The sequence below is a fragment of the Acinetobacter sp. T63 genome, from assembly GCF_053852345.1.
In genome coordinates, this window is record NZ_CM132659.1 from 2,824,732 (window position 1) to 2,847,641 (window position 22,910).

Below are 22,910 nucleotides of genomic sequence, written 5' to 3' on the forward strand. Positions count from 1 at the left end.
CCCTTAGGCAGCAATCGCATGATGACGCACGGCATCGGCCAGATGGTTGGCCAGTACGGTCACTTCCTGCTGGTCATCCCCTTCGACCATTACACGAATCACCGGTTCAGTGCCTGACTTACGAATCAGGATACGGCCACGGCCTTGCAGCTGCGCTTCTGCTTTACCAAATTCTTCCACTAAAGCGGGCACGGCATACGGGTCAAACATGGCCTCTAAACGTACATTCACCAGCACTTGCGGGAACAGTTTAAAATCGGCAACCAGTTCATGCAGGGCTTTGCCCTGCTCTACCATGACGGTTAAGACCTGTAATGCGGCAATAATCGCATCACCAGTGGTGCTTTTATCCAGAGTCAGGACATGGCCCGATGGCTCACCGCCGATATTCCAGCCATTTTCCTCAAGCGCCTGCAACACATAGCGGTCACCAACTTTGGCGCGAACAAACTCGACTCCAGCTTTTTCTAACGCCAGTTCCAGTGCCATATTGCTCATGACAGTTCCGGCAATACCTGCCGGTTTGTTTTTGGCCTGCGTCGCCAGAATATAAAGGATATGATCACCGGTGATCTGCTCACCATTTTTGTCAACCATAATCACCCGGTCAGCATCGCCATCAAAGGCAATGCCCAAATCCGCCTGATGTTCTACCACCGCCTGCTGTAACTGTTCCGGATGGGTCGAACCACAATCTTCATTAATATTCAGACCATCTGGGGTGTTATATAGCGGAATGACCTTGGCACCCAGCTCTTTAAATACCGCCGGACCAACGTTATAGGCTGCACCATTGGCACAGTCCACCACAATTTTTAAATGGTTCAGATCGAAATGATAAGGAAAGGTCGATTTACAGAATTCGATATAACGTCCGGCAGAGTCTTTAACGCGGAAGCTTTTACCCAGATTGGCGTTATCTTCAATCTGAATTTCATTTTCGAGTTCTTGATTAATCGCTTCCTGCAGTTCATCCGGCAGTTTTTTGCCTTCGCTGGAGAAGAATTTAATCCCGTTATCAAAATACGGGTTATGCGATGCAGAAATGACAATGCCCAGACTGGCATGTAAGGCACGGGTTAAATGTGCAATCGCGGGGGTCGGCAATGGCCCCAGTAAATGTACATAAATACCGGCAGCGTTCAGACCAGCCTGTAGCGCCGATTCCAGAATATAACCTGACAGACGGGTATCTTTGCCCAGTACCACAATCGGTTTATTTTTCTTGCTGTATTTTTTTAAAACTTTACCTGCCGCGAAACCTAGTTTCAATGCAAACTCTGGTGTAATTGGAAGCTCCCCAAACTTGCCACGTATACCATCGGTTCCAAAATAACTCATGTCTTACTCACTTCTTATAGGGTTATGGTGATTTTCATCATCCTGTTTCAACACGCTTACTTTACACCAAAATTAAAAAAGCCGTCACATTTATGACGGCTTTTCTATAAGGCGAATTACCAAAAATCAACCAACGCGATAGTTCGGTGCTTCTTTGGTAATGGTCACATCATGCACGTGAGATTCAGACATACCGGCTGCAGTAATCTTCACGAATTTGGCATTCTGACGCAGGTCTTCAATGGTTGAAGAACCGGTATAACCCATTGATGAACGTAAACCACCCATCATCTGATGCACGATATTACCCATTGGGCCTTTGTACGGTACGCGACCTTCAATACCTTCTGGCACCAGTTTTTCAGCACCGGCTTTAGAGTCCTGGAAGTAACGGTCAGCAGAACCGGTTGCACCCGCCATGGCACCCAATGAACCCATACCACGATAAGCCTTGTAATAACGGCCCTGGAAGAATTCAACTTCGCCCGGTGCTTCTTCAGTACCAGCCAGCAGTGAACCGACCATAATCGTGCTGGCACCTGCGCCAATCGCTTTGGCCATATCGCCAGAGAAACGGATACCACCATCCGCGATTAATGGAATCTGTTCTTTTAATGCATTTGCTACAGAGTCAATCGCCGAGATTTGCGGCATACCAATACCGGCCACAATACGGGTGGTACAGATAGAACCCGGACCAATACCGACTTTCACTGCATCTGCACCGGCATCTAATAACGCAAGCGCAGCATCACCCGTTGCGATGTTACCACCAATGACTTGCACTTGCGGATAGTTCTGTTTTACCCAGCGTACGCGTTCAATTACACCGGCAGAGTGACCGTGTGCAGTATCGACTACAATCACGTCCACACCAGCTTCAACCAGCGCTTCTACACGGCTTGGGGTTTCTACACCGGTACCGACTGCAGCACCTACGCGTAAACGACCGAGGTCATCTTTACAGCTGTTTGGATAAAGTTCGGCTTTACGGAAATCGGTGACCGTAATTAAACCACGCAGTTCGTTGTTCTCACCCACCACCAGTACTTTTTCAATACGGTGCTGTTGCAACAGTGCCTGGATATTTTCTTTTGATTCGCCTTCACGCACCGTCACCAGACGGTCCTGACCGGTCATGATGTTGCTGACCGGCTGCTCCAGATTGGTTTCAAAGCGTGTATCACGACCGGTGACGATGCCCACCACTTTGCCATCTTTCACCACAGGCACACCGCTGATGTTGTTGGCTTGAGTTAAGGCAATCAGTTCACGTACTGTGGTTTCTGGGGTCACAGTGATCGGGTCTTTGACCATACCGGCTTCAAATTTTTTCACACGACGTACTTCAGCCGCCTGCGCTGCGATATCCATGTTTTTATGCAGGATACCAATACCGCCATTTTGCGCCATTGCAATGGCCATACGGGATTCAGTCACCGTATCCATGGCTGCAGACACAAGAGGAATATTCAGATTAATGCCGCGAGTTAAACGTGTCTTTAGAGAGACATCTTTTGGGAGGACAGTTGAGTAGGCAGGGAGTAATAAGACATCATCGAAGGTTAGCGCTTCTTGAACGATGGTCAACATAACAGTCTCACTGGTAATTTCCGTGCGCTATTATAAACAAATCTTGCTATAAATTTCATTTGTTATTGCATAAATAATTATTTATTCCGCACATCCTGACAATTCGGATGAGTTTGCTGATGAAAAAAGCAGGCCATGGCCTGCTTTTCTACGATAACAGCATCTGGATGCTGAAGTCTTTAACTGACCCGGTCAAAATCCGGGTCCTGGCCATCATTGGCCGCTTCGACCAGCACTAAAGGAATCAGGTTATGCGCACGGCGTGCCTTATTGCACTGCTCATCGGCAATCTGTACCTCTTTGCAACTGGAACTGCGCTGCTCGTACATAGAGCAGCTGACCTGTTGTCCGACCGTTCCCTCCAGCGCAATACAACGCGGATTGGCCTGATTGGTCCCTTTCATGCATGAATAGAGGGCATTTACCGGTTCGGTATAATGCTCAGGCATGGGAATGCCTTCTGCCCAGTAAAATGAAACTCTAAAATAGGTGCAGCATGCGCCGCAGCTAAGACACGCATCTGAGGAAGCAACTTGAGACAACATTGTTAAAATTCTCGTCATCAAAAAAGAGTTTTTTTGGGGAAGAAAATATAAAAAATGTTGTTTTTACACTCAAGTTATTTTTTCAGTTTTTTTACGCGATTTTTTGGCTTAAGTCGGACAGGTAAATACCGACTCATCCATCAGGTCGACACCGCATTCCAGCGTTTCAATCCAGTTCAGGAACTGGTTGATCTGCTCCTTGCCCACAAACGCGGTACCATGCTGCGGTACAATCATTTCGACATCCATTTGACGCACCATATTCACCCATAAACGGATGACTTTATTGGCACACATATAACGCTGATGAAAAGCTTTCATTTTTGGAATATGCGCGGCAAAGTTTTCTAACGGCTTGGACGCATCTTCGACCATTGAAGCGCCCATATCGCCGGAAAACAGGATTTTGGCCACCGGATCATAAAACTGGAAATTACCGACCGAATGCAGAAAATGCGCAGGAATGGCGACAATGGATGCCTGTCCCAATGGAATCACCTGGCCATGATCGGGCAGTTCAATCAGACGCTCCAGCCAGTTGCCTTTCATCCGGTCACTCATAAAGGCCGAGTTCAAGTGCGGCAAGAAACGCGCCCACAATTTCGAAGCCACCACTTTGGCATCGGTATACACCAGCCAGCGCGGCATTGAGGTAATAATATCCGGGTCCTGATGTGATGCCATCACATAGTCCAGATTGGTCAGGCGGGTATATTTATTCAGTTCCATGGTTAGCGGTACATAGGTCAAATCGCCGCCCGGGTCCAGAACTGCGGCACGGTCATTGTCCAGAATCAGAAACTGGTTGGCCTGTACGCCCTCACCTTTGACCAGACTGGTGAAACTGATACATTTATGCGTGCCATTATCAAATAATACTTGTGATGTGGTGCGATCGAACGCCATACCTTGTCCCCAAAAAAATCTTATCTTTACATTAAATTTTTAATTCCCTATAAAATAAAGGGTATTCCGCCAACTTACAATCAATATACAATTTAACTTTCAACTATTTTGTAGAAGCACGGGTCAGGTTCAGCCCATAAAAAAGCCCAACCGGGAAGATTGGGCCAAAATCAGTAGCAGCCTTTAAAAGAAATAATATTGCAACAAGGTGCTGACCCCGATGATCAGGAAAATCAGTGCACCAATTTTATGAATCAAGGATACCGGTAATTTCTCTGCCATTTTATTGCCGATAAATACTGCCGGCGCATTGGCAATCATCATCCCCAAGGTGGTGCCAATCATCACCCAGAAAATACTGTCAAAACGCGCAGCCAGCGCCACGGTTGCAATCTGGGTTTTATCGCCAATTTCTGCCAGGAAGAACAGAATAAAGGTGGCACCAAACACTCCGTATTTCTGCCATTTGTTGATGCTTTCATTTTCATCATCCAGCTGATCCGGAATCAGCATCCAGATCGCCATTCCAATAAAACCGAGTGCCAGAATCCAGCGCAGAATTTCAGGACTTAAAATGGTGGTAATCCATTGTCCCAAGGCTGCAGATAAACCGTGATTGATCAGGGTAGCGGCCAGAATCGCCAGTAAAATTGGCAGCGGTTTACGGAAGCGGGCCGCCAGTAACAAGGCCAACAGCTGGGTTTTATCACCCATTTCAGCCAAAGCGACAATTGCAGTTGAGATCAGGAATTCATACATGATGGATTTCTCTGGCTAGCACACATACCAATGACCTATCCCTCCTGCTAGCCAAATCTGCAGAGTGATAAATCAAAGGTCTTGCCAACAAAAGAAAGCTTGAGAAAAGCATTTTGGTTCTTTGCTATGATGACCATGCCCTGTTGAGCAAATATGTTGACCATCACCTTTTTACTTTGCGTAAAAAGCGGCTACTCCCCAATGAAGTGCTGTTATTGTAATCGGCCACAGAAAAAACTCAAGTACCAAAAGCAAAAACCCTGCCGAAGCAGGGTTTTTTCAACTTTGCGTGTTCTCCGTCACAGAGAAACACCAAGCGGCGTTTTAGATTAACAAAGTCCGGATATCTTTGAGCAGCTTGGTCAGCTTGTTGGTAAATCGGGCTGCATCTGCGCCATTAATCACACGGTGATCATAAGACAGCGACAGTGGCAGCATTAAGCGTGGATCAAAGCCTTCGCCATTCCAGACCGGTTGCATGGTGGCAGGAGAAATCCCCAAAATTGCCACTTGCGGCCAGTTCACCAGCGGCGTAAAGGCGGTGCCGCCAATTGCGCCAAGGCTGGAAATGGTAAAGTTGGCGCCTTGCAGGTCTTTCGGTGACAGTTTCTTGTCACGCGCTTTTTGGCCCAGCTCGCCCAATTCAACTGCAATCTGCTTAATTGATTTTTGATCTGGATTACGCAGTACCGGTACCGTCAGGCCATCTGGTGTCGCTACCGCAATCCCCATATGGATTTCATTACGGAGCAGCACGGACTTACCATCATCAGACAAGTGACCGGCAAACTCGCGCTCTTCTTTCAGCAAGTAGGCCACTGCCTTAATAATAAAGGCCATAATGGTCAGGCTGATGCCCTCTTTCTTGAAGTTGCCTTTCAGCTCATTGCGCCATGCTTCCAGTTCAGTGATATCTGCTGCATCAAACTGAGTTACTTGCGGAATGTAGTTGTTTAAAGATAGCTGTGGGATGGACACTTGCTGCAAGCGGGTTAAAGCTTTCTCTTCCACACCACCAAACGCATCGAAACTTGGCAGTTTCGGCAAGCCTGATGGTGCTGCTGCCACCGCTGCGGCTGCCGGAGCAGTTTGCGGTGCTGTCAGACGCGACTTCACATAGGCCACCAGGTCTTCTTTCATAACCCGTGCATGTGGACCGGAAGCTTTGACATCGGCCAAGATGACACCCAGTTCACGTGCCAGTTTACGCACTGCAGGACCAGCATATACTTTCGAGTTCGCTGCATTTTGCTCTTTGGTGAGCTTGTCTGCAGTATGTGTACTCGGTACAGCGCTTGAGGCCTGTGCAGCTGGCGCAGCAGGTGCGGCTTTTTGTGCTGGCGCTTCAGCTTTTGCTGCTTGCGGTGCAGGCGCTGTCTGACCTTCCGCCTCAATAGTCACCAAGGCAATGCCTTCTGACACATTCTGGCCCAGCTCGACATGAATCGCCTTGATTACACCCGCGGCGGTACTTGGCACTTCAACCGTGGCCTTGTCCGATTCCACCACAATAATACTTTGATCTTTTTCGACCGTATCACCGACCTGAACCAGAATTTCTGCAACCGCGGCTTTATCAACCCCTAAATCCGGGACCTTCACTTCGACATCACCCGCCGGTGCTGCAGAAGCTGGCGCTGCTGGTTCAGCTTTGGGTTCAGGCGCCGCCTGAGCAGCGGGTTGCTGTTCGGCTTGAGCTTGCGACTGTTCAGCTGCTGGTGCTGCCTCTGCCGTGGCCACGGTCAGAATCACCACACCTTCTTTGACGCTATCGCCAGCCTGAATCTCAATAGAGGCCACCGTACCTGATACCGTACTTGGCACTTCCACCGTGGCTTTGTCCGATTCCACCACCACAATGCTCTGATCGACATCAATCTGATCGCCGACCTGAACCAGAATTTCACCAACCAGCGCTTTTTCTACACCAATATCCGGCACTTTCACTTCAACGGTTACAGCGCTGCCAGCCGCTGCTGTCTGGTTTTGCGAGGCTGCCGCAGGTTGATGGCTGCTCACTTCCGCAATAATGTCCTGATCAGACAATGAGGTCGGGGTGTTTTCAGACGTTTTTTGCGGTGCATCAGCCAGTTGTGGTTCAACGGCTTGTGACGTTCCATCTTCGGCTTCCAGTTCAATCAGCACCGCGCCTTCTGCGACTTCATCACCCTGATTGACCAGAATGCTTTTCACCACCCCGGCTGAAGTGCTTGGCACTTCAACAGAGGCTTTGTCGGATTCCAGCAACACAATACTGTCATCGACCGCAATGCTATCGCCGACTTTGACCAGAATTTCAGCCACGGTGGCTTTATCTACACCAATATCAGGAGTCGTAATGTGCATGATTAGTTCTCCTCTTTGTAGTCAGCCACAGCGTGCAGCTCAGGCGTAGCCTGTGGTGCCCACGCGACCGGACGGTCGGTATCCAGCTCAAAGCTTGAAATGGCATCTTTGACCAGACGCGCATCAACTTCGCCTTCATCGGCCAGTTTCTTCAAGGTCGCCACCACAATGTGCGCGGCATCGACACCAAAGTAGCTACGCAGGTTGGCACGTGTATCCGAACGGCCATAACCATCTGTACCCAGCGCCACAAACGGACGGCTGTCTGGCAGATAAGCACGGATTTGTTCGCTATAAGCACGCATATGGTCAGTTGCAGATACCACAATACCGTCCGTACCACGCAGCTGTTTCGATACCCACGGCTCTTTGGCTTCTTCCGCTAGCGGATGCAGACGGTTGTATTCTTCGCATGCCATACCATCACGCGCCAGTTCGTTGAAGCTGGTCACGCTGTAGACATTGGAGTGAATCTGGTATTCCTCACGCAGGATTTTCGCGGCTTTAATCACTTCACGCAGAATCACGCCGGAACCAAGAAGCTGAACCGTGGCTTTCTCATCTTCTTCAAGCAGATACATACCACGCTTGATGCCTTCTTCAACGCCCTGTGGCATTTCAGGATGCTCGTAGTTCTCGTTCATAACCGTCAGGTAATAGAACACACGTTCCTGATTGACATACATGCGCTGTAAACCGTCATGGACGATAACCGCCAGTTCATAACCGAAACATGGGTCATAAGAGACACAGTTTGGAATGGTATTGGCCAGAATGTGCGAGTGACCGTCCTGATGCTGTAAACCTTCACCGTTCAGGGTAGTACGGCCTGCGGTTGCACCGAGCAAGAAACCTTGCGCCTGTGCATCACCGGCTGCCCAGGCAATGTCGCCAATCCGCTGGAAACCAAACATCGAGTAGTACATGTACATCGGAATCATTGGCAGGTTATTGGTCGAATAACTGGTCGCCAACGCCGCCCAGGCACTCATTGCACCGGCTTCGTTAATCCCTTCCTGCAGCATGTGACCGTCTTTGGCTTCACGGTAATGCATCAACTGTTCCTGGTCTTCCGGGGTATATTTCTGGCCATGTGCGGCATAAATACCCAGTTGACGGAACATGCCTTCCAGACCGAAGGTACGCGCTTCATCTGGAACAATTGGCACTACGCGGTCTTTAATGGCTTTTTCTTTTAACAGCGCAGAGATCAGGCGCACCATCACCATGGTGGTCGATTGTTCTTTACCGTTTGAACCTTTCAGCACTGCATCAAACACCGACAGCTCAGGAATCGCGAGAGATTCGCTGTCTTTACGACGTGCCGGCAAGTAGCCGCCCAGTGCTTCACGACGCGCCTTCATATATTTAATTTCAGGCGAGTTTTCACTTGGACGATAGAATGGCACTTCTTCCAGCTGCTCATCGGTAAATGGCAGGTTGAAACGGTTACGTACGTACTTCAATGATTCCAGCTGCATTTTCTTGATTTGGTGCGTCTTGTTCACCGCTTCAATTTCATCAGACAGACCATAGCCTTTTACGGTTTTGGCCAGAATCACGGTTGGCTGACCTTTGGCCTTGGTCGCTTCTGCATAGGCAGCAAAAACTTTGTACGGATCATGACCACCACGGTTCAGATTATCAATATCTTCATCGCTCAGGTCTTTAACCAAAGCTTCTGCTTCTGGATATTTACCAAAGAAATGTGCGCGTGCATAAGCACCACCTTTCACCTGATAACGCTGATAGTCACCATCAACCGCTTCTTCCATCACTGCTTTCAGCGCGCCAGATTTATCTTTATCCAGTAGCGGGTCCCAATGACGGCCCCAGACCACTTTAATTACACGCCAGCCTGCGCCGCGGAACAGTGATTCCAGTTCCTGAATAATTTTACCGTTACCACGTACCGGGCCATCCAGACGCTGCAGGTTACAGTTCACCACCCAGATCAGGTTGTCGAGCTTTTCACGACCGGCCAGCGAGATTGCACCCAGGCTTTCCGGTTCGTCCATCTCGCCATCGCCCAGATAAGCCCAGACTTTACGGTCTTCTTCTTTGATCAGGCCACGGTTCATCAGGTATTTTTGAATATGCGCCTGATAGATTGACATGATCGGACCCAGACCCATGGATACGGTCGGGAACTGCCAGTAGTCTGGCATCAGGTATGGGTGTGGGTAAGATGGCAGACCTTTACCACCCACTTCACGGCGGAAATTATTTAAATGCTCTTCCGTCAGACGACCTTCAAGGAAAGAACGTGCATAGATACCCGGAGCACAGTGACCTTGATAATAGATCATGTCGCCGCCAAAGTTATCGCTATTGGCACGGAAGAAATGGTTAAAGCCGACATCATAAAGGGTGGCAGAAGAAGCAAAACTGGCCAGGTGACCACCAAGGTCATCGCCCGTTTTGTTGGCACGCAGTACCATTGCCAGTGCATTCCAGCGAATCAGGGCGCGGATACGACGTTCCATATCCTGATCACCCGGCATTGGTGGTTGCTCTTCAACGGAAATGGTATTTAAATAAGGCGTATTTAGACGCTGAATGGGAACATGTTTCGCGATTGCCCGTTGATAAAGTTTTTCTAATAAAAATGCCGCACGCTCGGTTCCCATGTGCTGCAAAACTGAATCAAACGCATCCTGCCACTCTTGGGTTTCCTGCGCGTCGGTATCACCATAATACGCCATAGTCGGTCATTCCTGAATCCTAATTATATGGTTTATATGTACCATATTTCTGCTTTCTAAAGGTATGGCCATCGGTGAATACGACTTTAGACTAGTATTTCGAGAAAAAATATCTATTGACGTTTTATTACCCAAAATAACAAAAAACCGCCAATAGCGGCGGTTTAATATACAGACAATATTCTTTTGAGTGATAATATAATCGTTATAAGGTCTTAATGCATGACGTGCTCAAAAATTAGGTCTTTTGAGCAAAAGCCGCAAGCTGTTAAGGCAGCATTGCCAGGTAAGTTGATGGGTTTTTACGAACGCCGTCTTTTACTACTTCATAATGTAAATGAGGACCGGTACAACGACCTGTACAACCCACGTTTGCAATATGCTCACCTGCAGCAACACGATCGCCGACACGTGCAATTAAGCGTGATGCATGAGCGTAACGGGTTAAATAGCCATTGCCATGGTTAATTTCAACATATTGACCATAACCTGTACCCCAACCTGATTTAGTTACGATACCCGGGCCAGTGGCATAAATTGGTGTGCCGCTTGGCGCTGCTAAATCTAAACCTGAATGACGTTCAGCACGACCATTCATGGTACGACCGCCATAGTTTGAGCTTACACGGGCATTGGGTAAAGGATGCGCCACTAACCAGCTATATGGATTAGCGCTATAAGATTTCGCAGAAGACGCTGAACCGTATTTTTTCGCTAAAGATTCGTTGTTTAATTCAACCGTTTTTTCACGCAGTTTGACATTAATTTCAGTTTGCGCCGGAATATTGATGTCTTGTGACTCGCTATAGGTCCCTTGTGCCAGGGTGCGGGTCAATTCTTCAATACGGTCTGTCGATGAATTTTGGCTGTTTAAGTCAACCAGATCAGCAAAAGCCACTGACGCCGCAGAAGCCGCCAAAGAAAACGCTAATAAAATACGTCGCGTATGCATAAAAACCTCATAAAAACTGTTCTTACTCAGAGTTCCTTGGTGATCTCTTCCTTGATCTTCACTGAAAGGAGCGCATAAGATTAAGACATAAACATGAAGGAAATATGTATGTCCGAGCCTTGTAACGTCTTTCGCCAAACAAGAAAACACATAAAAACAGGAAACCTAACGTTTCTCTCAACGCAAGTTGCTGCCTGGCAGAAACTTACTCAAATTATTCAACCCTTGTTGCCCCAACCCGAACTTTGGCAGGTTGTTTGTTATCAGCAAGGGATTCTTACCATTACTGGCACCAATCAGGCGATGGTGAGTCAACTGGCCTATTTGCAAAAACAGTATGTTGCTCAGCTATCACAATTGGCAGAACTTCAAGATTTACACAAGATTCAGGTCCGGTTAAAACCGCAGTTGCAAACGCCCCCAAAACAGGAAAAATCTTCAAGAACACTCAGTACAGAAACCCAGGAAATGCTTCGCGGTGCTGCTGACTTTGTGAGCGACCCTAAGCTTAGCCAAGCTTTGTTACGTTTGGCAAGCAATAAAAAGTAACATTGCGCCAATCTAAAAAATACAAAACCGATAAAAACGAGAATTAGTTCACTTTTTTAGATGTTACATTATAACATCACCAAGGAAAGACAATGACTTATGTCACACTCACATACGGAATTGGACATTGATTGATGTCATCAAATGTTACAATTTCATAGCTGCTTGGATCTTTTTGCACATTCCGTAAGAGCTGGTTATTCAGTGCATGACCCGATTTATATCCATCAAATTTCGCAATAATTTGATGACCGAGCAAATACAGATCGCCCACCGCATCTAATATTTTGTGACGAACAAATTCATCCGAGAAACGCAGGCCCTCTTCATTGACCACACCGGTGTCATCGACCCCAATGGCATTTTCCAGGCTGGCGCCCAAGGCCAGATTGTTGGCTTTTAAATAATCCAGATCTTTCATAAAGCCAAAGGTGCGTGCTTCACTGACTTCATAGACGAAGGTTTCGGTAGAAAAATCAATGGTGGCAGACTGATATTCTTTTTTAAAGGCGGGATGATCGAAATCGATGGTGAAATTGAGCTGGAAACCGTCATGCGGGGTGAAAATGGCACGTTTATCATCAATTAGCGCTTCGACCGGTTTTAAAATCTTGATGAATTTTTTTGGCGCATCCTGCTCTTTTAAGCCACCCTGCATTAATAAATAGATGAAGGGACCGGCACTGCCGTCCATAATTGGCACTTCAGAGGCGGAAACCTCGATAATCAGGTTATCAATTCCCAGACCCGCCAGCGCACTCATAATGTGTTCAATGGTGCCGACTTTGGCATTGTCCTGAACCAGATTCGAGCACATAAAGGCTTCCTGAATCAGCATGGCATCGGCCGGAATATCGACCGGTGGATTCAGGTCAATACGGCGAAACACGATTCCCCCGTCAGCATGGTGCGGCACAAAGTTAATCATGACTTTCTGTCCACTATGCAGACCTATACCACTCGCTTTCACGACACGTTCTAGGGTACGTTGTTTCAACATGCTCTCAATTCATCTGTATATAAAACCGCTATACGTTAGCATATTTAGCCATTGATAAAAAACAAAAAGGTAGCCATTTGGCTACCTTTTACAAGTTCTGGAATAAAAATCTATATCGTAAAAATTATTTACGTTGTTGATTTTTAAGATATTCCTGAATACTCATTGGCGTTGGACGTGAATTATTGCTGCTGCCTGCAGTCGCATTGATGGCCGGCGCTGCCTCTGCCTGACGCTGAATGGCCGGAACATCATCTTCTTCAACCGGCTGTTGAGCGGTTGCCTGTGCAGACTGCACCACTGAAGAACGCTTGACTGGCTCAACCGCATCGGCTGAATTACGGGTCAAACCGGTGGCAATTACGGTCACGCTGATTTCATCACGCGCATCCGGATCAAATACAGTACCGTAGAATACCTGGCCTTCATCCAGATCGACAATCTGGTTGACAACATCGGTAATTTCTTCAATTTCACCAAAGGTCACGTCATCACCACCGGTCACGTTAATCAAAATACCTTTGGCATTCATGATGGTCACGTTATCCAGTAACGGACTGCGAATCGCCTGCTCTGCTGCCTGACGGGCACGGTTTTCACCACGCCCCAGACCGACACCCATCATGGCATAGCCACGGGTACTCATGGCCGTTTTCAAATCGGCAAAGTCAAGGTTGATGTGACCCGGACGTACCACTAAATCAAAGATACTGCGCACGGCATTTAACAGCACGTCATCTGCCTTTTTATAAGCATCTTTCATGGAAATGTCGCGGAACACTTTTAACAAGCGCTGGTTTGGAATGATGATCAGGGAATCAACATGCTGCTCTAAAGCTTCAATACCTTTTTCTGCAGATTGCAGACGGCGTTTACCTTCAAAGTTAAACGGTGTGGTTACGACACCGACAGTTAAAATGCCCATTTCTTTGGCAATTTCAGCGACAACAGGTGCAGCACCGGTACCGGTACCACCGCCCATACCGGCAGTCACAAACACCATATCGGTGCCTTCTAACTGCTGGCGAATCAGCTCGCGGCTTTCTTCAGCAGCGGTTTGACCCACTTGCGGATTAGCCCCTGCGCCCAGACCACGGGTACTTTGCTCGCCCAGCTGGATTTTGCACTGTGCATTCATGCGGTCCAGTGCCTGTTTATCGGTATTGGCACAGACAAATTTCACACCCTGGATATCTGATTCCAGCATATGCTGTACGGCGTTACCGCCTGCACCACCTACACCAAATACAGTGAAACGGGCTTGACCGTTGTTATCGGTTTGATCATCTTCAAAAAATTCAAATGAGGCCATGACCTTTAGCTTTCCTAATTCATAATTGGCAGTCACTTCAGCCCGTATACTGCCTTGATCTTAATAAAAAATTGTTTTTAAGAATGCTGTCCAACGGCTGCCTTGTCAAGTACAAGCGATAATCCGTACAACTTCCTAACAATATTCCCTAAAAAATCAACTAAAAAATTGATTTCAGTTTTTCGTTGAGTCCTGACCAGGCACGTCCTACACGCGCCCAGACCGATAAGGTCTCCGGGTCTTCGGTTTCGACAATGGTGTCCTGACTGTAGCTCTGGCTATACATCAGCACGCCCGCTGCGGTTGCATACTGCGAGCGGCGCAAGGCAGCCTGATGCGGTTCATCGGCATAAACCTGTACCGGCGGATTGCCCAAATGCGCAGACACACCCAGGGTGCGGCGTACCAGACTGACCATGCCTTCAATCTGACAGGCATCACCAGCCAGCACCACACCATGATATAAGCCATGAATGGCGCCACTGTTTTCCAGTTCCTGACGGATTTGCGCAAAAATTTCTTCATAACGCGCAATAATAATTTCCGACAGTTCAATCCGGCTGATGGTTTGCGGACCATCAATGCCCTGAATCTGAATCATGTGATCAGGTTTGACCACTTTTAAATCGACGCAACCGTAAAGCAGTTTAATCCGCTCGGCTTCTTCGGTGGTGGTCTGCAATACCGCCGCGATATCACGGGTCACATGCTCACCGCCACGCTGCAGGGTTTGTGACAGCGCCAGACGACCATCCAGATAGACCGCAATATTGGTGGTACCGGCGCCAATATCAACCAGGCACACGCCATATTCTTTTTCATCTTTCAGTAAACTGGCTTCAGCGGTGGCCAGATGCGACACCACCATTTTTTCTACACCAATATTGGCCCCTTTTAAGGCACGGTCCAGATTCTGCATGGTGCTAATCGGCAGCATCATCAGCTGATAATGACCGGTCATGCTATGCGCCGACATACGGATCGGGTTTTGTACCCATTCACCGGAATCATCCAGATCAAAGCCCAACGGCACCGCGCTGACCAGATAATGATCTGAAGTTAAATGGCTGGCTTTGGCCAGATCTAAGGCACGAACCACTTCACTTGTTGTAATTGTGTGGTCACTATTTTCAATCGGGGTACGCCCCGCAGCATAAAAACTTTTTAATTCTGCACTTGGAATAGAAATCCAGGCTGAATGCACCCGGCATTCCGCCATATCTTCTGCTTCTTGAACGGCATTTTTAATGGCTGTAATGACTTTATCGAGACTTACAATTTTTCCTTTATTCATGCCTCGGTTACGAGCGGTAGCCATACCAATCACTTGGATATTGTCTGGCGCGTGTACCTTACCAATCAAAACTGAAACTTTGTGTGTCCCAATGTCAATCGCAACAACCGAGGGAACAGCTTCACTCATTTATTTACTACCATCACATGTTTGTTTAATTAATGGCTTAATGCCTCTATTTTTAAAGCCAAGTATTATGGCTTTGCTGCTATTGCATTCGCAATGCTTGTGTCATCAATCGTTACAACAAAATGACCATTGGCAATTTTTGGTGCCACCGAGTTTTTCCACTGGATGGCCAGACCATTGCGGTAACGCAGGTCAATTGCAGAAATCCTGGACCATACCGGCTTGAAGTCACTTTGCGCCAGATGACTCAGGCGCTGCAATTTATTCATGGTCTGATCCTGATCCACAATCACCCGCAGGCCAGAATCAAACTGCATAAACCAGGTCATCCGGTCGGTGAGATATAACTCTTTTAAACGCAGATTCACCGGTAAAAATAACTGGTTAATTTCATTATAGCGACGCATCATCATTTTGGACTGATGCATCGGGCCATGTAATAACGGCAGATGCTGATTATTCTTGGGTGTCACTTCCGAAAACACATCACCGCTGTCACTGAGTAAACGTCCGGTGCCCCAGCGCGCAATCGCATGGCGTGGCATGACCCGTAAACGGATGGCATTCGGCCAGGCGCGTGACACCACCACCCGATCGACCCAGGACAGTTCCAGTGCGGTATCACGAATCTGTTCCAGATCGGAAGTAAAATAGTTATCTGTGACCACTGGCGAAACATGGGTCATGACCTGGCGCAGTTCGGTATTGGAACGGGTACCGACCACGTCCAGTTCAGCCACGCGTGCATCGGTCATGACTTTATATAGACCATAGATTCCTGCTGCCAATACCACAATCGCCACGCACAGCAATACCCATCCACCCAGGTTCGTCAGCTTTTCTTTACGCGTCGGTGGCTTATCGTGAATCGAGGTAATCGCTGCGCGTTTACGGCGCATGGAAGCAGGAAGTTGAGCCATGGCTTAGTGGGTCGCATCCGTTAAGGTTTGTTCAAGAATTGCCACGCACAAGGCATCAAAACTGTAGCCCACCGCCTGCGCGGCTTTTGGCACCAGTGAGTGACTGGTCATGCCCGGTACAGTGTTGACTTCAAGCAGCCAGAAATTGCCTTGTTCATCCTGCATTGCATCAATACGGCCCCAGCCGCTGGCACCTACCGCCTGGAACGCACGCAGGGCCAAGACCTGTAACTGCTGCTCTTCCGACTCGGTTAAGCCACATGGAATGCCATATTGCACATCATTACGGTTGTATTTGGCTTCATAGTCATAGAACGCCACATCTTTAGGCGGTTCCAGACGAATCACCGGCAAGGCCTGACCATTCAGTAATACAATCGTGAATTCGCGACCGGTAATCCATTTTTCAGCCATTACCACTGCATCATGCTCGGTGGCTTTGGCAATCGCTTCAGCAAAGTCTTCAATACGTTCGACTTTGCTCATGCCAATACTGGAACCTTCATGTACCGGCTTGATAATCAGCGGTAGACCCAATGCAGCGACAATATCAGCCGGGTTTGAATCTTTGGTGACAATACGATACGGCGCTGTTGGCAGCTCGGAACCTTGCCAGACCTGTTTGGTTTTGACCTTGTCCATGCCAATGGCTGAACCCTGTACGCCAGTACCGGTATACGGCACATTCAGCCATTCCAGTACACCCTGAATCTGGCCATCTTCACCGCCGCGGCCGTGCAGGACAATAAAGGCACGATCATAGTTGACCAGTTCGGTCACACTACGATCTTTCGGGTCAAACGCTTCTGCCTGAACGCCTTCGCGCAGCAGCGCATCGAGCACTGCCTGTCCACTATCCAGAGACACCCCACGCTCGGCAGATTTTCCACCAAATAACACGGCAACTTTGCCGAACTTTGAAGCATTTGACACGTTTATATCCTTAAACTTTACACTGAGCGACCAAATTCAAATATCACTTTGGGTGATTATTTTAAATACAATTTATTTTGAGCAAGCTCGATGGAGATTGCTCCTACATTACCCGCACCTTGGGTCAATAATAAATCATTCGGTTGTAACACTTTTTGTACCAGTGTTTCCAGATTGCCTTCAACCGGATCAATCAGAATCGGTTCAACCTGACCACGCAGACGGATACTGCGTGCCAGACTGCGACTGTCGGCACCCACAATGGCTTTTTCACCGGCAGGATACACTTCCAGCAACAGCAGTTGATCGACCTGCGATAACACTTCAACAAAGTCATCAAAACAGTCACGGGTACGGCTAAAACGGTGCGGCTGGAACAACATCACCAGACGGCGGTCCGGATGGCTCTGACGCGCTGCTTTAATGGTGGCTTCCACTTCTTTAGGATGGTGACCATAGTCATCGACCAGTTTGATGCTGCCACCGTCCAGTTCAAATTCACCTTGCACTTGGAAACGGCGACCTACACCACTAAAGCCTTCCAGTGCACGGCAAATCGCACCATCAGAAACACCTTCATCCGTCGCCACACCAATGGCGGCCAAGGCATTCAGTACATTGTGCAGACCGGGCTGATTCACGGTAACACGCAGTGGCTCGCGGTCTTTACGCAATACGGTAAAGTGGGTACGCATACCGTCCTGATCAACATCGACTGCGCGAATATCATTGTCTTCATTAAAGCCGTAGGTTAGCACCGGACGGGCAATGCGCGGCATAATTTCACGGATGTTGGCATCATCACCACAAACCACTGCCAAACCATAGAATGGCAGTTTGTGCAGGAATTCAATAAAGGTATCTTTTAGCTTGTCAAAGCTGCCGCCATAAGTATCCATGTGGTCGGCATCAATATTGGTGACAATCGCTGCCATTGGCTCCAGATGCAGGAAAGATGCATCTGATTCATCGGCTTCAGCCACAATATAACGGCTCGCACCCAGTGCAGCATTAACCCCGGTACGGTTCAGCAAACCGCCTATCACGTAAGTCGGGTCCAGATTTTCTTCTGCCAGCATACAGGTAACCAGGCTGGTGGTGGTGGTTTTACCATGTGTTCCGGCCACGGCAATCCCGTGACGATAACGCATCAGCTCACCCAGCATTTCAGCACGGCGCACCACCGGAATACGGCTCTCAATAGCGGCTTTAACTTCCGGGTTTTCCGGATCAATTGCAGTAGAGACTACCAGTACATTGGCGCCCTGAATATTATCTGCGCTATGACCAATAAACACCCGAATGCCATTTTCTTCCAGCTGGGCTGTAGTTTTTGAGGCTTTAATATCTGAACCGGAAACATCATAGCCCTGGTTTTTTAATACCTCGGCAATGCCACACATCCCGGCGCCACCAATCCCGACAAAGTGGATATGTTTGATACGACGCATTTCAGGCACTTTAATCAGTTCTTTTACTTGATCAGCAGGGATAGATGGAGACATAGTTTACTCGGTTTACAAATCTTGAATTAAAGCAACCACATGTTGGGTTGCATTAGGTTGTGCCTGTTGACGCGCCTTGCTGGCCATTTCAGAGAGCAGTTGGCGGTTCATCAACGGCATTAACAGTTCTTTTAAGCTGTCCGGGGTCATGCTGGCTTGCGGACAGATTTTTGCCGCGCCCGTCTTGGCCAGGAATTGTGCATTGGCCGTCTGATGGTCATCCACAGCGCTTGGCAAGGGCACAAATACCGCAGCCACACCCGCGGTTGCAATTTCCGTAACCGTCAGTGCGCCGGCCCGGCAGATAATCAGATCGGCATCGCTATAGGCCTGTGCCATATCTTCAATAAAGGGTTGCACTTCAACCGTTAAGCTGTCCGGCTTGTTGGCATAACGCGCTCGGGTGCTGTCTGCATGATTTTGCCCACACTGATGATACACATTTAAAGGTACATTCAGCTGTTTTAAGGCTTCAGGGACACGTTCATTCAGTGCCTGCGCGCCCAAAGAGCCGCCAACAATTAAAATACGCAGCGGCAAACCTGCTTTTTCACGTTCCTGATAACGCCAGGATGGGGTTAGAGTCGCGCTAATTTCTTTACGCACCGGGTTGCCAGTGGTGACAATTTTAGTGCTGGCCGGAAACGTATCCGGGAACGCCTGACAAACAGTGTTGGCAATACGCGACAGCTGGGTATTGGTAAAGCCGGCAATTGCATTCTGCTCATGAATAATGACCGGAATACCAAGCAGACGTGCGGCCAGACCACCCGGTCCAGCCACATAGCCACCAAAGCCGGCGACAGCCTCTACTTTGTGTTTTTTCATTAACTGCATGGCGCTTAAGGTGGCTTTTAGAATTTTAAAAGGCGCCATCAGTTTGCGTGCCAGCCCGTTACCGCGCACGCCTTGAATATCAATCTGATAAATCGGAATATTCTGGTTTTGTAATAAACGGTTTTCCATGCCTGTAGGCGTTGCTAACCAGGACACATGGATTCCCTGCTGCTGGAGTTCTTTTGCCACGGCTAGGGCTGGGAACACATGGCCACCAGTGCCTGCGGCCATCATCATCACATGTTTAGGCTTGGTTTGCGCTACATCAGTCACGGTCTAATTCTTCAATCCAAATATGGCTAATGAAAGTTCTTTATAAGCGCTCAATTGTAATCACAATCGTATGAGCTTGAAAGTTTATTTACTTTTTTTCACCAAGCGGCTCATTGTTTTTTTCAACAGTTTTGAAAGTTTAAACTAGTTTTATTATTAATTCACCGAAATTGTTAAGTTTCCTGCATTTTTCACTGAATTATGTCTACTGGTTTTGATTTACAAAATCGCTATAATTTTCTTGCTCAACGCAGTTTTTCAAGCTCAAATCTCGCTTAAGAATACAAAAAGAGCCACCCAAGGTGACTCTTTTGAAAGATAGATTAACGACCGGCTTCCAGTACATCAAACAGGGTATCGGCAATTGAGGTGCCGAACTGGGCATCAATTTCACGGATACAGGTTGGACTGGTCACGTTAATTTCAGTGACATAGTTACCAATCACATCCAGACCGACAAATACCAGACCTTTTTCACGTAAAAATGGCCCGACTTTGGCAGCAATTGCCTTGTCATTGTCGGTCAATGGACGTGCTTCACCCAGACCACCAGCGGCCAGGTTGCCACGCACTTCGCCGTTTTGCGGAATACGTGCCAGACAATACGGAATTGGCTCGCCATTGACCATTAAAATGCGTTTATCCCCTTCTACAATTTCCGGAATATAACGCTGCGCCATAATTGGCTGGGTGCCGTTATTGGTCAGAATTTCAATGGTAGAGCCAATATTCACACCATTCTGATACAGACGGAAAATGCCCATGCCGCCCATCCCATCGAGCGGTTTCACAATCACATCGCCATGTTGCTGAATAAATTCACGAATCAGGCTTTGCTGAGAGGTCACCAAAGTCGGCACCTGCAGCTCCGGGAACTGGGTCGCAAACAGTTTTTCATTACAGTCACGCAGGCTTTGCGGCTTGTTAATAATCCACGCTCCTTCGCGCTCTGCCTGTTCCAGAATATAGGTGCTATAGACAAAGTTCATATCAAATGGCGGGTCTTTACGCATCAGCACCACATCATAGGCTGCGATGGATTCTTTTTGTTTTTCGCCCAGCTCATAATAATGGTTGTAATCTTCAAAGACTTTTAACGGGCTGATTAGACCGAAAGCCTTGCCCTGATCAATATATAAATCTTGTTGTAGTGCATAACCGAGTTCATGACCCCGACGTGCCGCGGCCCACAGCATGGCCATGGTGGAATCTTTTTTCAGGTTCACCGTTTCAATCGGGTCCATCACCACAAGTACGCGCATAATGACTGCTCTTTTAAAATTGCTATGATGTGGAGTATAACGGAGATTCGCTGCCTGTTTTTCTGAATTTGAGTAAAGCTTTGCAGCACTGTATTTGCTGATTTCAGGAAGCTGCCCATGCAACAGCCAATTGTGGGATATCATTTAGATGAAGAAAATCATTGGGTCGCAGAGCTGGCCTGTGGTCATGGCCAGCACGTGCGGCATAATCCGCCATGGCAGAACCGGCCCTGGGTGATGACGGAGCAAGGACGCAAAGAAAAATTAGGGGTGATGCTAGAGTGTAAGAAGTGTGAGGAAGGATGATTTTGTTATTTATTTTTCCTTCTTATTTCATGAATAGACAATCTACGTGGTAGTGTTCAAAAATCTGTGTCATTTCAATAAACTGAATCAAACAGGAAATGACACATCATGGCAAACAACTTTGATTTCGAAGCAGCTTTAAAACAATTACAATCAGGACAACCCCTCACTGGTGAAAACGGTATCCTGACACCACTAATCAAACAGCTGACAGAAGCGGCTTTAAATGCTGAAATTGAAAACTATCTGGAAGAAAATCCTAAACCATCCAATCGCAGGAATGGTTACTCTCGCAAGACCGTAAAATCATCCTCCGGTTCATTTGAACTGGAAACACCTCGTGATCGCACTGGTGATTTTGAGCCTCAACTCGTCAAGAAAAATCAAACCAAACTCTCTGAAGAGATCGACAGTAAAGTCATCTCACTGTTTGCGCTCGGCATGAGCTACCGTGATATTCAAAAACATATTGCCGATATGTATGCACTGGATATTTCCGAGGGTGCCATTACCAATATTACAGACAAGCTAATCCCCGAATTACGTGCCTGGCAACAGAGGCCGCTTGATGCCGTATATCCCTTTGTGTGGCTCGATGCCATCCATTACAAGATCAAGGATGAAGGCCGTTATGTCAACAAAGCCGTTTATACCGTGCTGGGATTAAATACCGAAGGCCATAAAGAACTGCTGGGTCTTTACCTATCAGAAAGTGAAGGTGCTAATTATTGGCTCAGCGTACTCACAGATTTGCAGAACCGTGGCATACAAGACATTCTGATCGCCTGCGTTGATGGGCTTAAAGGCTTCCCTGAAGCAATTGCTGCGATATTTCCGCAGACAGAAGTGCAGTTATGTATTATTCACCAAATCCGCAATAGCTTGCGTTATGTGGCCAGTAAGGATCAAAAAGCCTTTATGGCTGATCTGAAGCCTGTTTACCGAGCAGATACCAAGCAGGCAGCTGAAATGGCGCTAGATGAGCTGGAAGCCAAATGGGGGGATAAATACGAGAAAGTCATTCGTTCATGGCGTGAAAAATGGCATTTACTCAGTGCCTATTTCAAATATCCGAAAGCGGTTAGGAAGCCAATTTATACCACCAATGCGGTTGAAGCAGTACATCGCCAATTCAGAAAACTGACCAAAACCAAGGGGGCTTTCCCGAATGAAAATAGCCTGCTGAAATTGCTGTATATTGGCATTCAACAGGCTTCTGAAAAATGGACAATGCCGGTGACAAACTGGGGGCAAACCATCACACAGTTATCGATTTACTTTGAAGGCAGGCTCGATGATATAATTAAACTCTAGCCAATTCGGCTGACACAGAATTTTGAACGCTCTCATCTACGTTCTATTTTTTTAAAAAGATATGCATCCTGATCGATATTTAACTCTTTATTGCGACGTTTTACATAGCTCATATAATTCAACTTTTGT

At 47.6% G+C, this 22,910-nt stretch carries 19 protein-coding genes and 1 riboswitch; of the genes, 3 read left to right on the plus strand and 16 right to left on the minus strand.

The window, feature by feature from the left end; translation table 11 throughout:
* Positions 1–3 precede the first annotated feature (3 nt).
* The 8 genes from glmM to ACVLR6_RS13625 form a co-directional block, all read right to left on the minus strand.
* Entirely contained in the window at positions 4–1,341 is a 1,338-nt protein-coding gene (glmM, locus tag ACVLR6_RS13590; RefSeq protein WP_005180793.1) for a phosphoglucosamine mutase, read from the minus strand.
* Between the two features lie 126 nt (positions 1,342–1,467).
* A complete protein-coding gene (guaB, locus tag ACVLR6_RS13595; RefSeq protein ID WP_005180795.1) occupies positions 1,468–2,934 on the minus strand; it encodes an IMP dehydrogenase in 1,467 nt (488 codons plus the stop codon).
* A gap of 179 nt (positions 2,935–3,113) precedes the next feature.
* Complete coding sequence (locus tag ACVLR6_RS13600; protein WP_075167288.1) at positions 3,114–3,479, minus strand: YkgJ family cysteine cluster protein; 366 nt, start codon at positions 3,477–3,479, stop codon at positions 3,114–3,116.
* Positions 3,480–3,587: 108 nt separating this feature from the next.
* Positions 3,588–4,385 carry an oxygen-binding di-iron domain-containing protein gene (locus ACVLR6_RS13605; protein WP_455995455.1) on the minus strand — a complete coding sequence of 266 codons (798 nt, stop codon included), beginning with the start codon at positions 4,383–4,385 and terminating at the stop codon, positions 3,588–3,590.
* 183 nt (positions 4,386–4,568) lie between these two features.
* Entirely contained in the window at positions 4,569–5,144 is a 576-nt protein-coding gene (locus ACVLR6_RS13610; protein ID WP_016658743.1) for a TMEM165/GDT1 family protein, read from the minus strand.
* Between the two features lie 70 nt (positions 5,145–5,214).
* Positions 5,215–5,356: riboswitch (yybP-ykoY riboswitch) on the minus strand.
* A 112-nt stretch (positions 5,357–5,468) separates the two neighbouring features.
* Positions 5,469–7,490 (minus strand): 2-oxo acid dehydrogenase subunit E2, encoded by a 2,022-nt coding sequence (locus ACVLR6_RS13615; protein ID WP_075167286.1) that lies wholly within the window; start codon positions 7,488–7,490, stop codon positions 5,469–5,471.
* Positions 7,491–7,492: 2 nt separating this feature from the next.
* Positions 7,493–10,195 carry a pyruvate dehydrogenase (acetyl-transferring), homodimeric type gene (gene aceE, locus ACVLR6_RS13620; RefSeq protein ID WP_104513189.1) on the minus strand — a complete coding sequence of 901 codons (2,703 nt, stop codon included), beginning with the start codon at positions 10,193–10,195 and terminating at the stop codon, positions 7,493–7,495.
* A gap of 268 nt (positions 10,196–10,463) precedes the next feature.
* Complete coding sequence (locus tag ACVLR6_RS13625) at positions 10,464–11,147, minus strand: M23 family metallopeptidase (RefSeq protein WP_005180807.1); 684 nt, start codon at positions 11,145–11,147, stop codon at positions 10,464–10,466.
* A gap of 108 nt (positions 11,148–11,255) precedes the next feature.
* Between ACVLR6_RS13625 and ACVLR6_RS13630 the strand changes: the two genes are divergently transcribed.
* Entirely contained in the window at positions 11,256–11,696 is a 441-nt protein-coding gene (locus ACVLR6_RS13630; RefSeq protein ID WP_016658741.1) for a DUF721 domain-containing protein, read from the plus strand.
* A gap of 97 nt (positions 11,697–11,793) precedes the next feature.
* Here the strand turns inward: ACVLR6_RS13630 and lpxC are convergent, their stop codons facing one another.
* The 8 genes from lpxC to gshB form a co-directional block, all read right to left on the minus strand.
* Entirely contained in the window at positions 11,794–12,696 is a 903-nt protein-coding gene (gene lpxC / locus ACVLR6_RS13635) for a UDP-3-O-acyl-N-acetylglucosamine deacetylase (protein WP_005180809.1), read from the minus strand.
* Positions 12,697–12,820: 124 nt separating this feature from the next.
* On the minus strand, positions 12,821–14,008 hold the full coding sequence (gene ftsZ, locus ACVLR6_RS13640) for a cell division protein FtsZ (RefSeq protein WP_005180810.1): 1,188 nt from the start codon (positions 14,006–14,008) through the stop codon (positions 12,821–12,823).
* A gap of 160 nt (positions 14,009–14,168) precedes the next feature.
* Positions 14,169–15,431 carry a cell division protein FtsA gene (ftsA, locus tag ACVLR6_RS13645; protein ID WP_005180811.1) on the minus strand — a complete coding sequence of 421 codons (1,263 nt, stop codon included), beginning with the start codon at positions 15,429–15,431 and terminating at the stop codon, positions 14,169–14,171.
* Positions 15,432–15,496: 65 nt separating this feature from the next.
* On the minus strand, positions 15,497–16,351 hold the full coding sequence (locus ACVLR6_RS13650) for a cell division protein FtsQ/DivIB (protein ID WP_455995458.1): 855 nt from the start codon (positions 16,349–16,351) through the stop codon (positions 15,497–15,499).
* A gap of 3 nt (positions 16,352–16,354) precedes the next feature.
* On the minus strand, positions 16,355–17,284 hold the full coding sequence (locus ACVLR6_RS13655) for a D-alanine--D-alanine ligase (RefSeq protein WP_016658739.1): 930 nt from the start codon (positions 17,282–17,284) through the stop codon (positions 16,355–16,357).
* A 56-nt stretch (positions 17,285–17,340) separates the two neighbouring features.
* Positions 17,341–18,789, minus strand: coding sequence for a UDP-N-acetylmuramate--L-alanine ligase (gene murC, locus ACVLR6_RS13660; RefSeq protein WP_016658738.1), 1,449 nt, complete (start codon positions 18,787–18,789; stop codon positions 17,341–17,343).
* Positions 18,790–18,801: 12 nt separating this feature from the next.
* A complete protein-coding gene (murG, locus tag ACVLR6_RS13665) occupies positions 18,802–19,899 on the minus strand; it encodes an undecaprenyldiphospho-muramoylpentapeptide beta-N-acetylglucosaminyltransferase (RefSeq protein ID WP_455995460.1) in 1,098 nt (365 codons plus the stop codon).
* Positions 19,900–20,222: 323 nt separating this feature from the next.
* A complete protein-coding gene (gshB, locus tag ACVLR6_RS13670; RefSeq protein ID WP_104513186.1) occupies positions 20,223–21,161 on the minus strand; it encodes a glutathione synthase in 939 nt (312 codons plus the stop codon).
* Between the two features lie 117 nt (positions 21,162–21,278).
* On the opposite strand from gshB, the gene ACVLR6_RS13675 reads away from it, so the two are divergent.
* Both ACVLR6_RS13675 and ACVLR6_RS13680 read left to right on the plus strand, forming a co-directional pair.
* Positions 21,279–21,467 (plus strand): DUF3565 domain-containing protein, encoded by a 189-nt coding sequence (locus ACVLR6_RS13675; protein ID WP_016658735.1) that lies wholly within the window; start codon positions 21,279–21,281, stop codon positions 21,465–21,467.
* 108 nt (positions 21,468–21,575) lie between these two features.
* The gene (locus ACVLR6_RS13680) at positions 21,576–22,781 is read left to right on the plus strand and encodes an IS256 family transposase (protein ID WP_004911237.1); all 1,206 of its coding nucleotides are present in this window, start codon (positions 21,576–21,578) and stop codon (positions 22,779–22,781) included.
* The last annotated feature ends 129 nt before the right edge of the window (positions 22,782–22,910 follow it).

Bases quoted from the DNA above. Each gene is read 5' to 3' on its own strand.
- glmM (WP_005180793.1), bottom strand. From the start codon at position 1,341: ATGAGTTATTTTGGAACCGATGGTATACGTGGCAAGTTTGGGGAGCTT.
- guaB (WP_005180795.1), bottom strand. From the start codon at position 2,934: ATGTTGACCATCGTTCAAGAAGCGCTAACCTTCGATGATGTCTTATTA.
- ACVLR6_RS13600 (WP_075167288.1), bottom strand. From the start codon at position 3,479: ATGTTGTCTCAAGTTGCTTCCTCAGATGCGTGTCTTAGCTGCGGCGCA.
- ACVLR6_RS13605 (WP_455995455.1), bottom strand. From the start codon at position 4,385: ATGGCGTTCGATCGCACCACATCACAAGTATTATTTGATAATGGCACG.
- ACVLR6_RS13610 (WP_016658743.1), bottom strand. From the start codon at position 5,144: ATGTATGAATTCCTGATCTCAACTGCAATTGTCGCTTTGGCTGAAATG.
- ACVLR6_RS13615 (WP_075167286.1), bottom strand. From the start codon at position 7,490: ATGCACATTACGACTCCTGATATTGGTGTAGATAAAGCCACCGTGGCT.
- aceE (WP_104513189.1), bottom strand. From the start codon at position 10,195: ATGGCGTATTATGGTGATACCGACGCGCAGGAAACCCAAGAGTGGCAG.
- ACVLR6_RS13625 (WP_005180807.1), bottom strand. From the start codon at position 11,147: ATGCATACGCGACGTATTTTATTAGCGTTTTCTTTGGCGGCTTCTGCG.
- ACVLR6_RS13630 (WP_016658741.1), top strand. From the start codon at position 11,256: ATGTCCGAGCCTTGTAACGTCTTTCGCCAAACAAGAAAACACATAAAA.
- lpxC (WP_005180809.1), bottom strand. From the start codon at position 12,696: ATGTTGAAACAACGTACCCTAGAACGTGTCGTGAAAGCGAGTGGTATA.
- ftsZ (WP_005180810.1), bottom strand. From the start codon at position 14,008: ATGGCCTCATTTGAATTTTTTGAAGATGATCAAACCGATAACAACGGT.
- ftsA (WP_005180811.1), bottom strand. From the start codon at position 15,431: ATGAGTGAAGCTGTTCCCTCGGTTGTTGCGATTGACATTGGGACACAC.
- ACVLR6_RS13650 (WP_455995458.1), bottom strand. From the start codon at position 16,351: ATGGCTCAACTTCCTGCTTCCATGCGCCGTAAACGCGCAGCGATTACC.
- murC (WP_016658738.1), bottom strand. From the start codon at position 18,789: ATGTCTCCATCTATCCCTGCTGATCAAGTAAAAGAACTGATTAAAGTG.
- gshB (WP_104513186.1), bottom strand. From the start codon at position 21,161: ATGCGCGTACTTGTGGTGATGGACCCGATTGAAACGGTGAACCTGAAA.
- ACVLR6_RS13675 (WP_016658735.1), top strand. From the start codon at position 21,279: ATGCAACAGCCAATTGTGGGATATCATTTAGATGAAGAAAATCATTGG.
- ACVLR6_RS13680 (WP_004911237.1), top strand. From the start codon at position 21,576: ATGGCAAACAACTTTGATTTCGAAGCAGCTTTAAAACAATTACAATCA.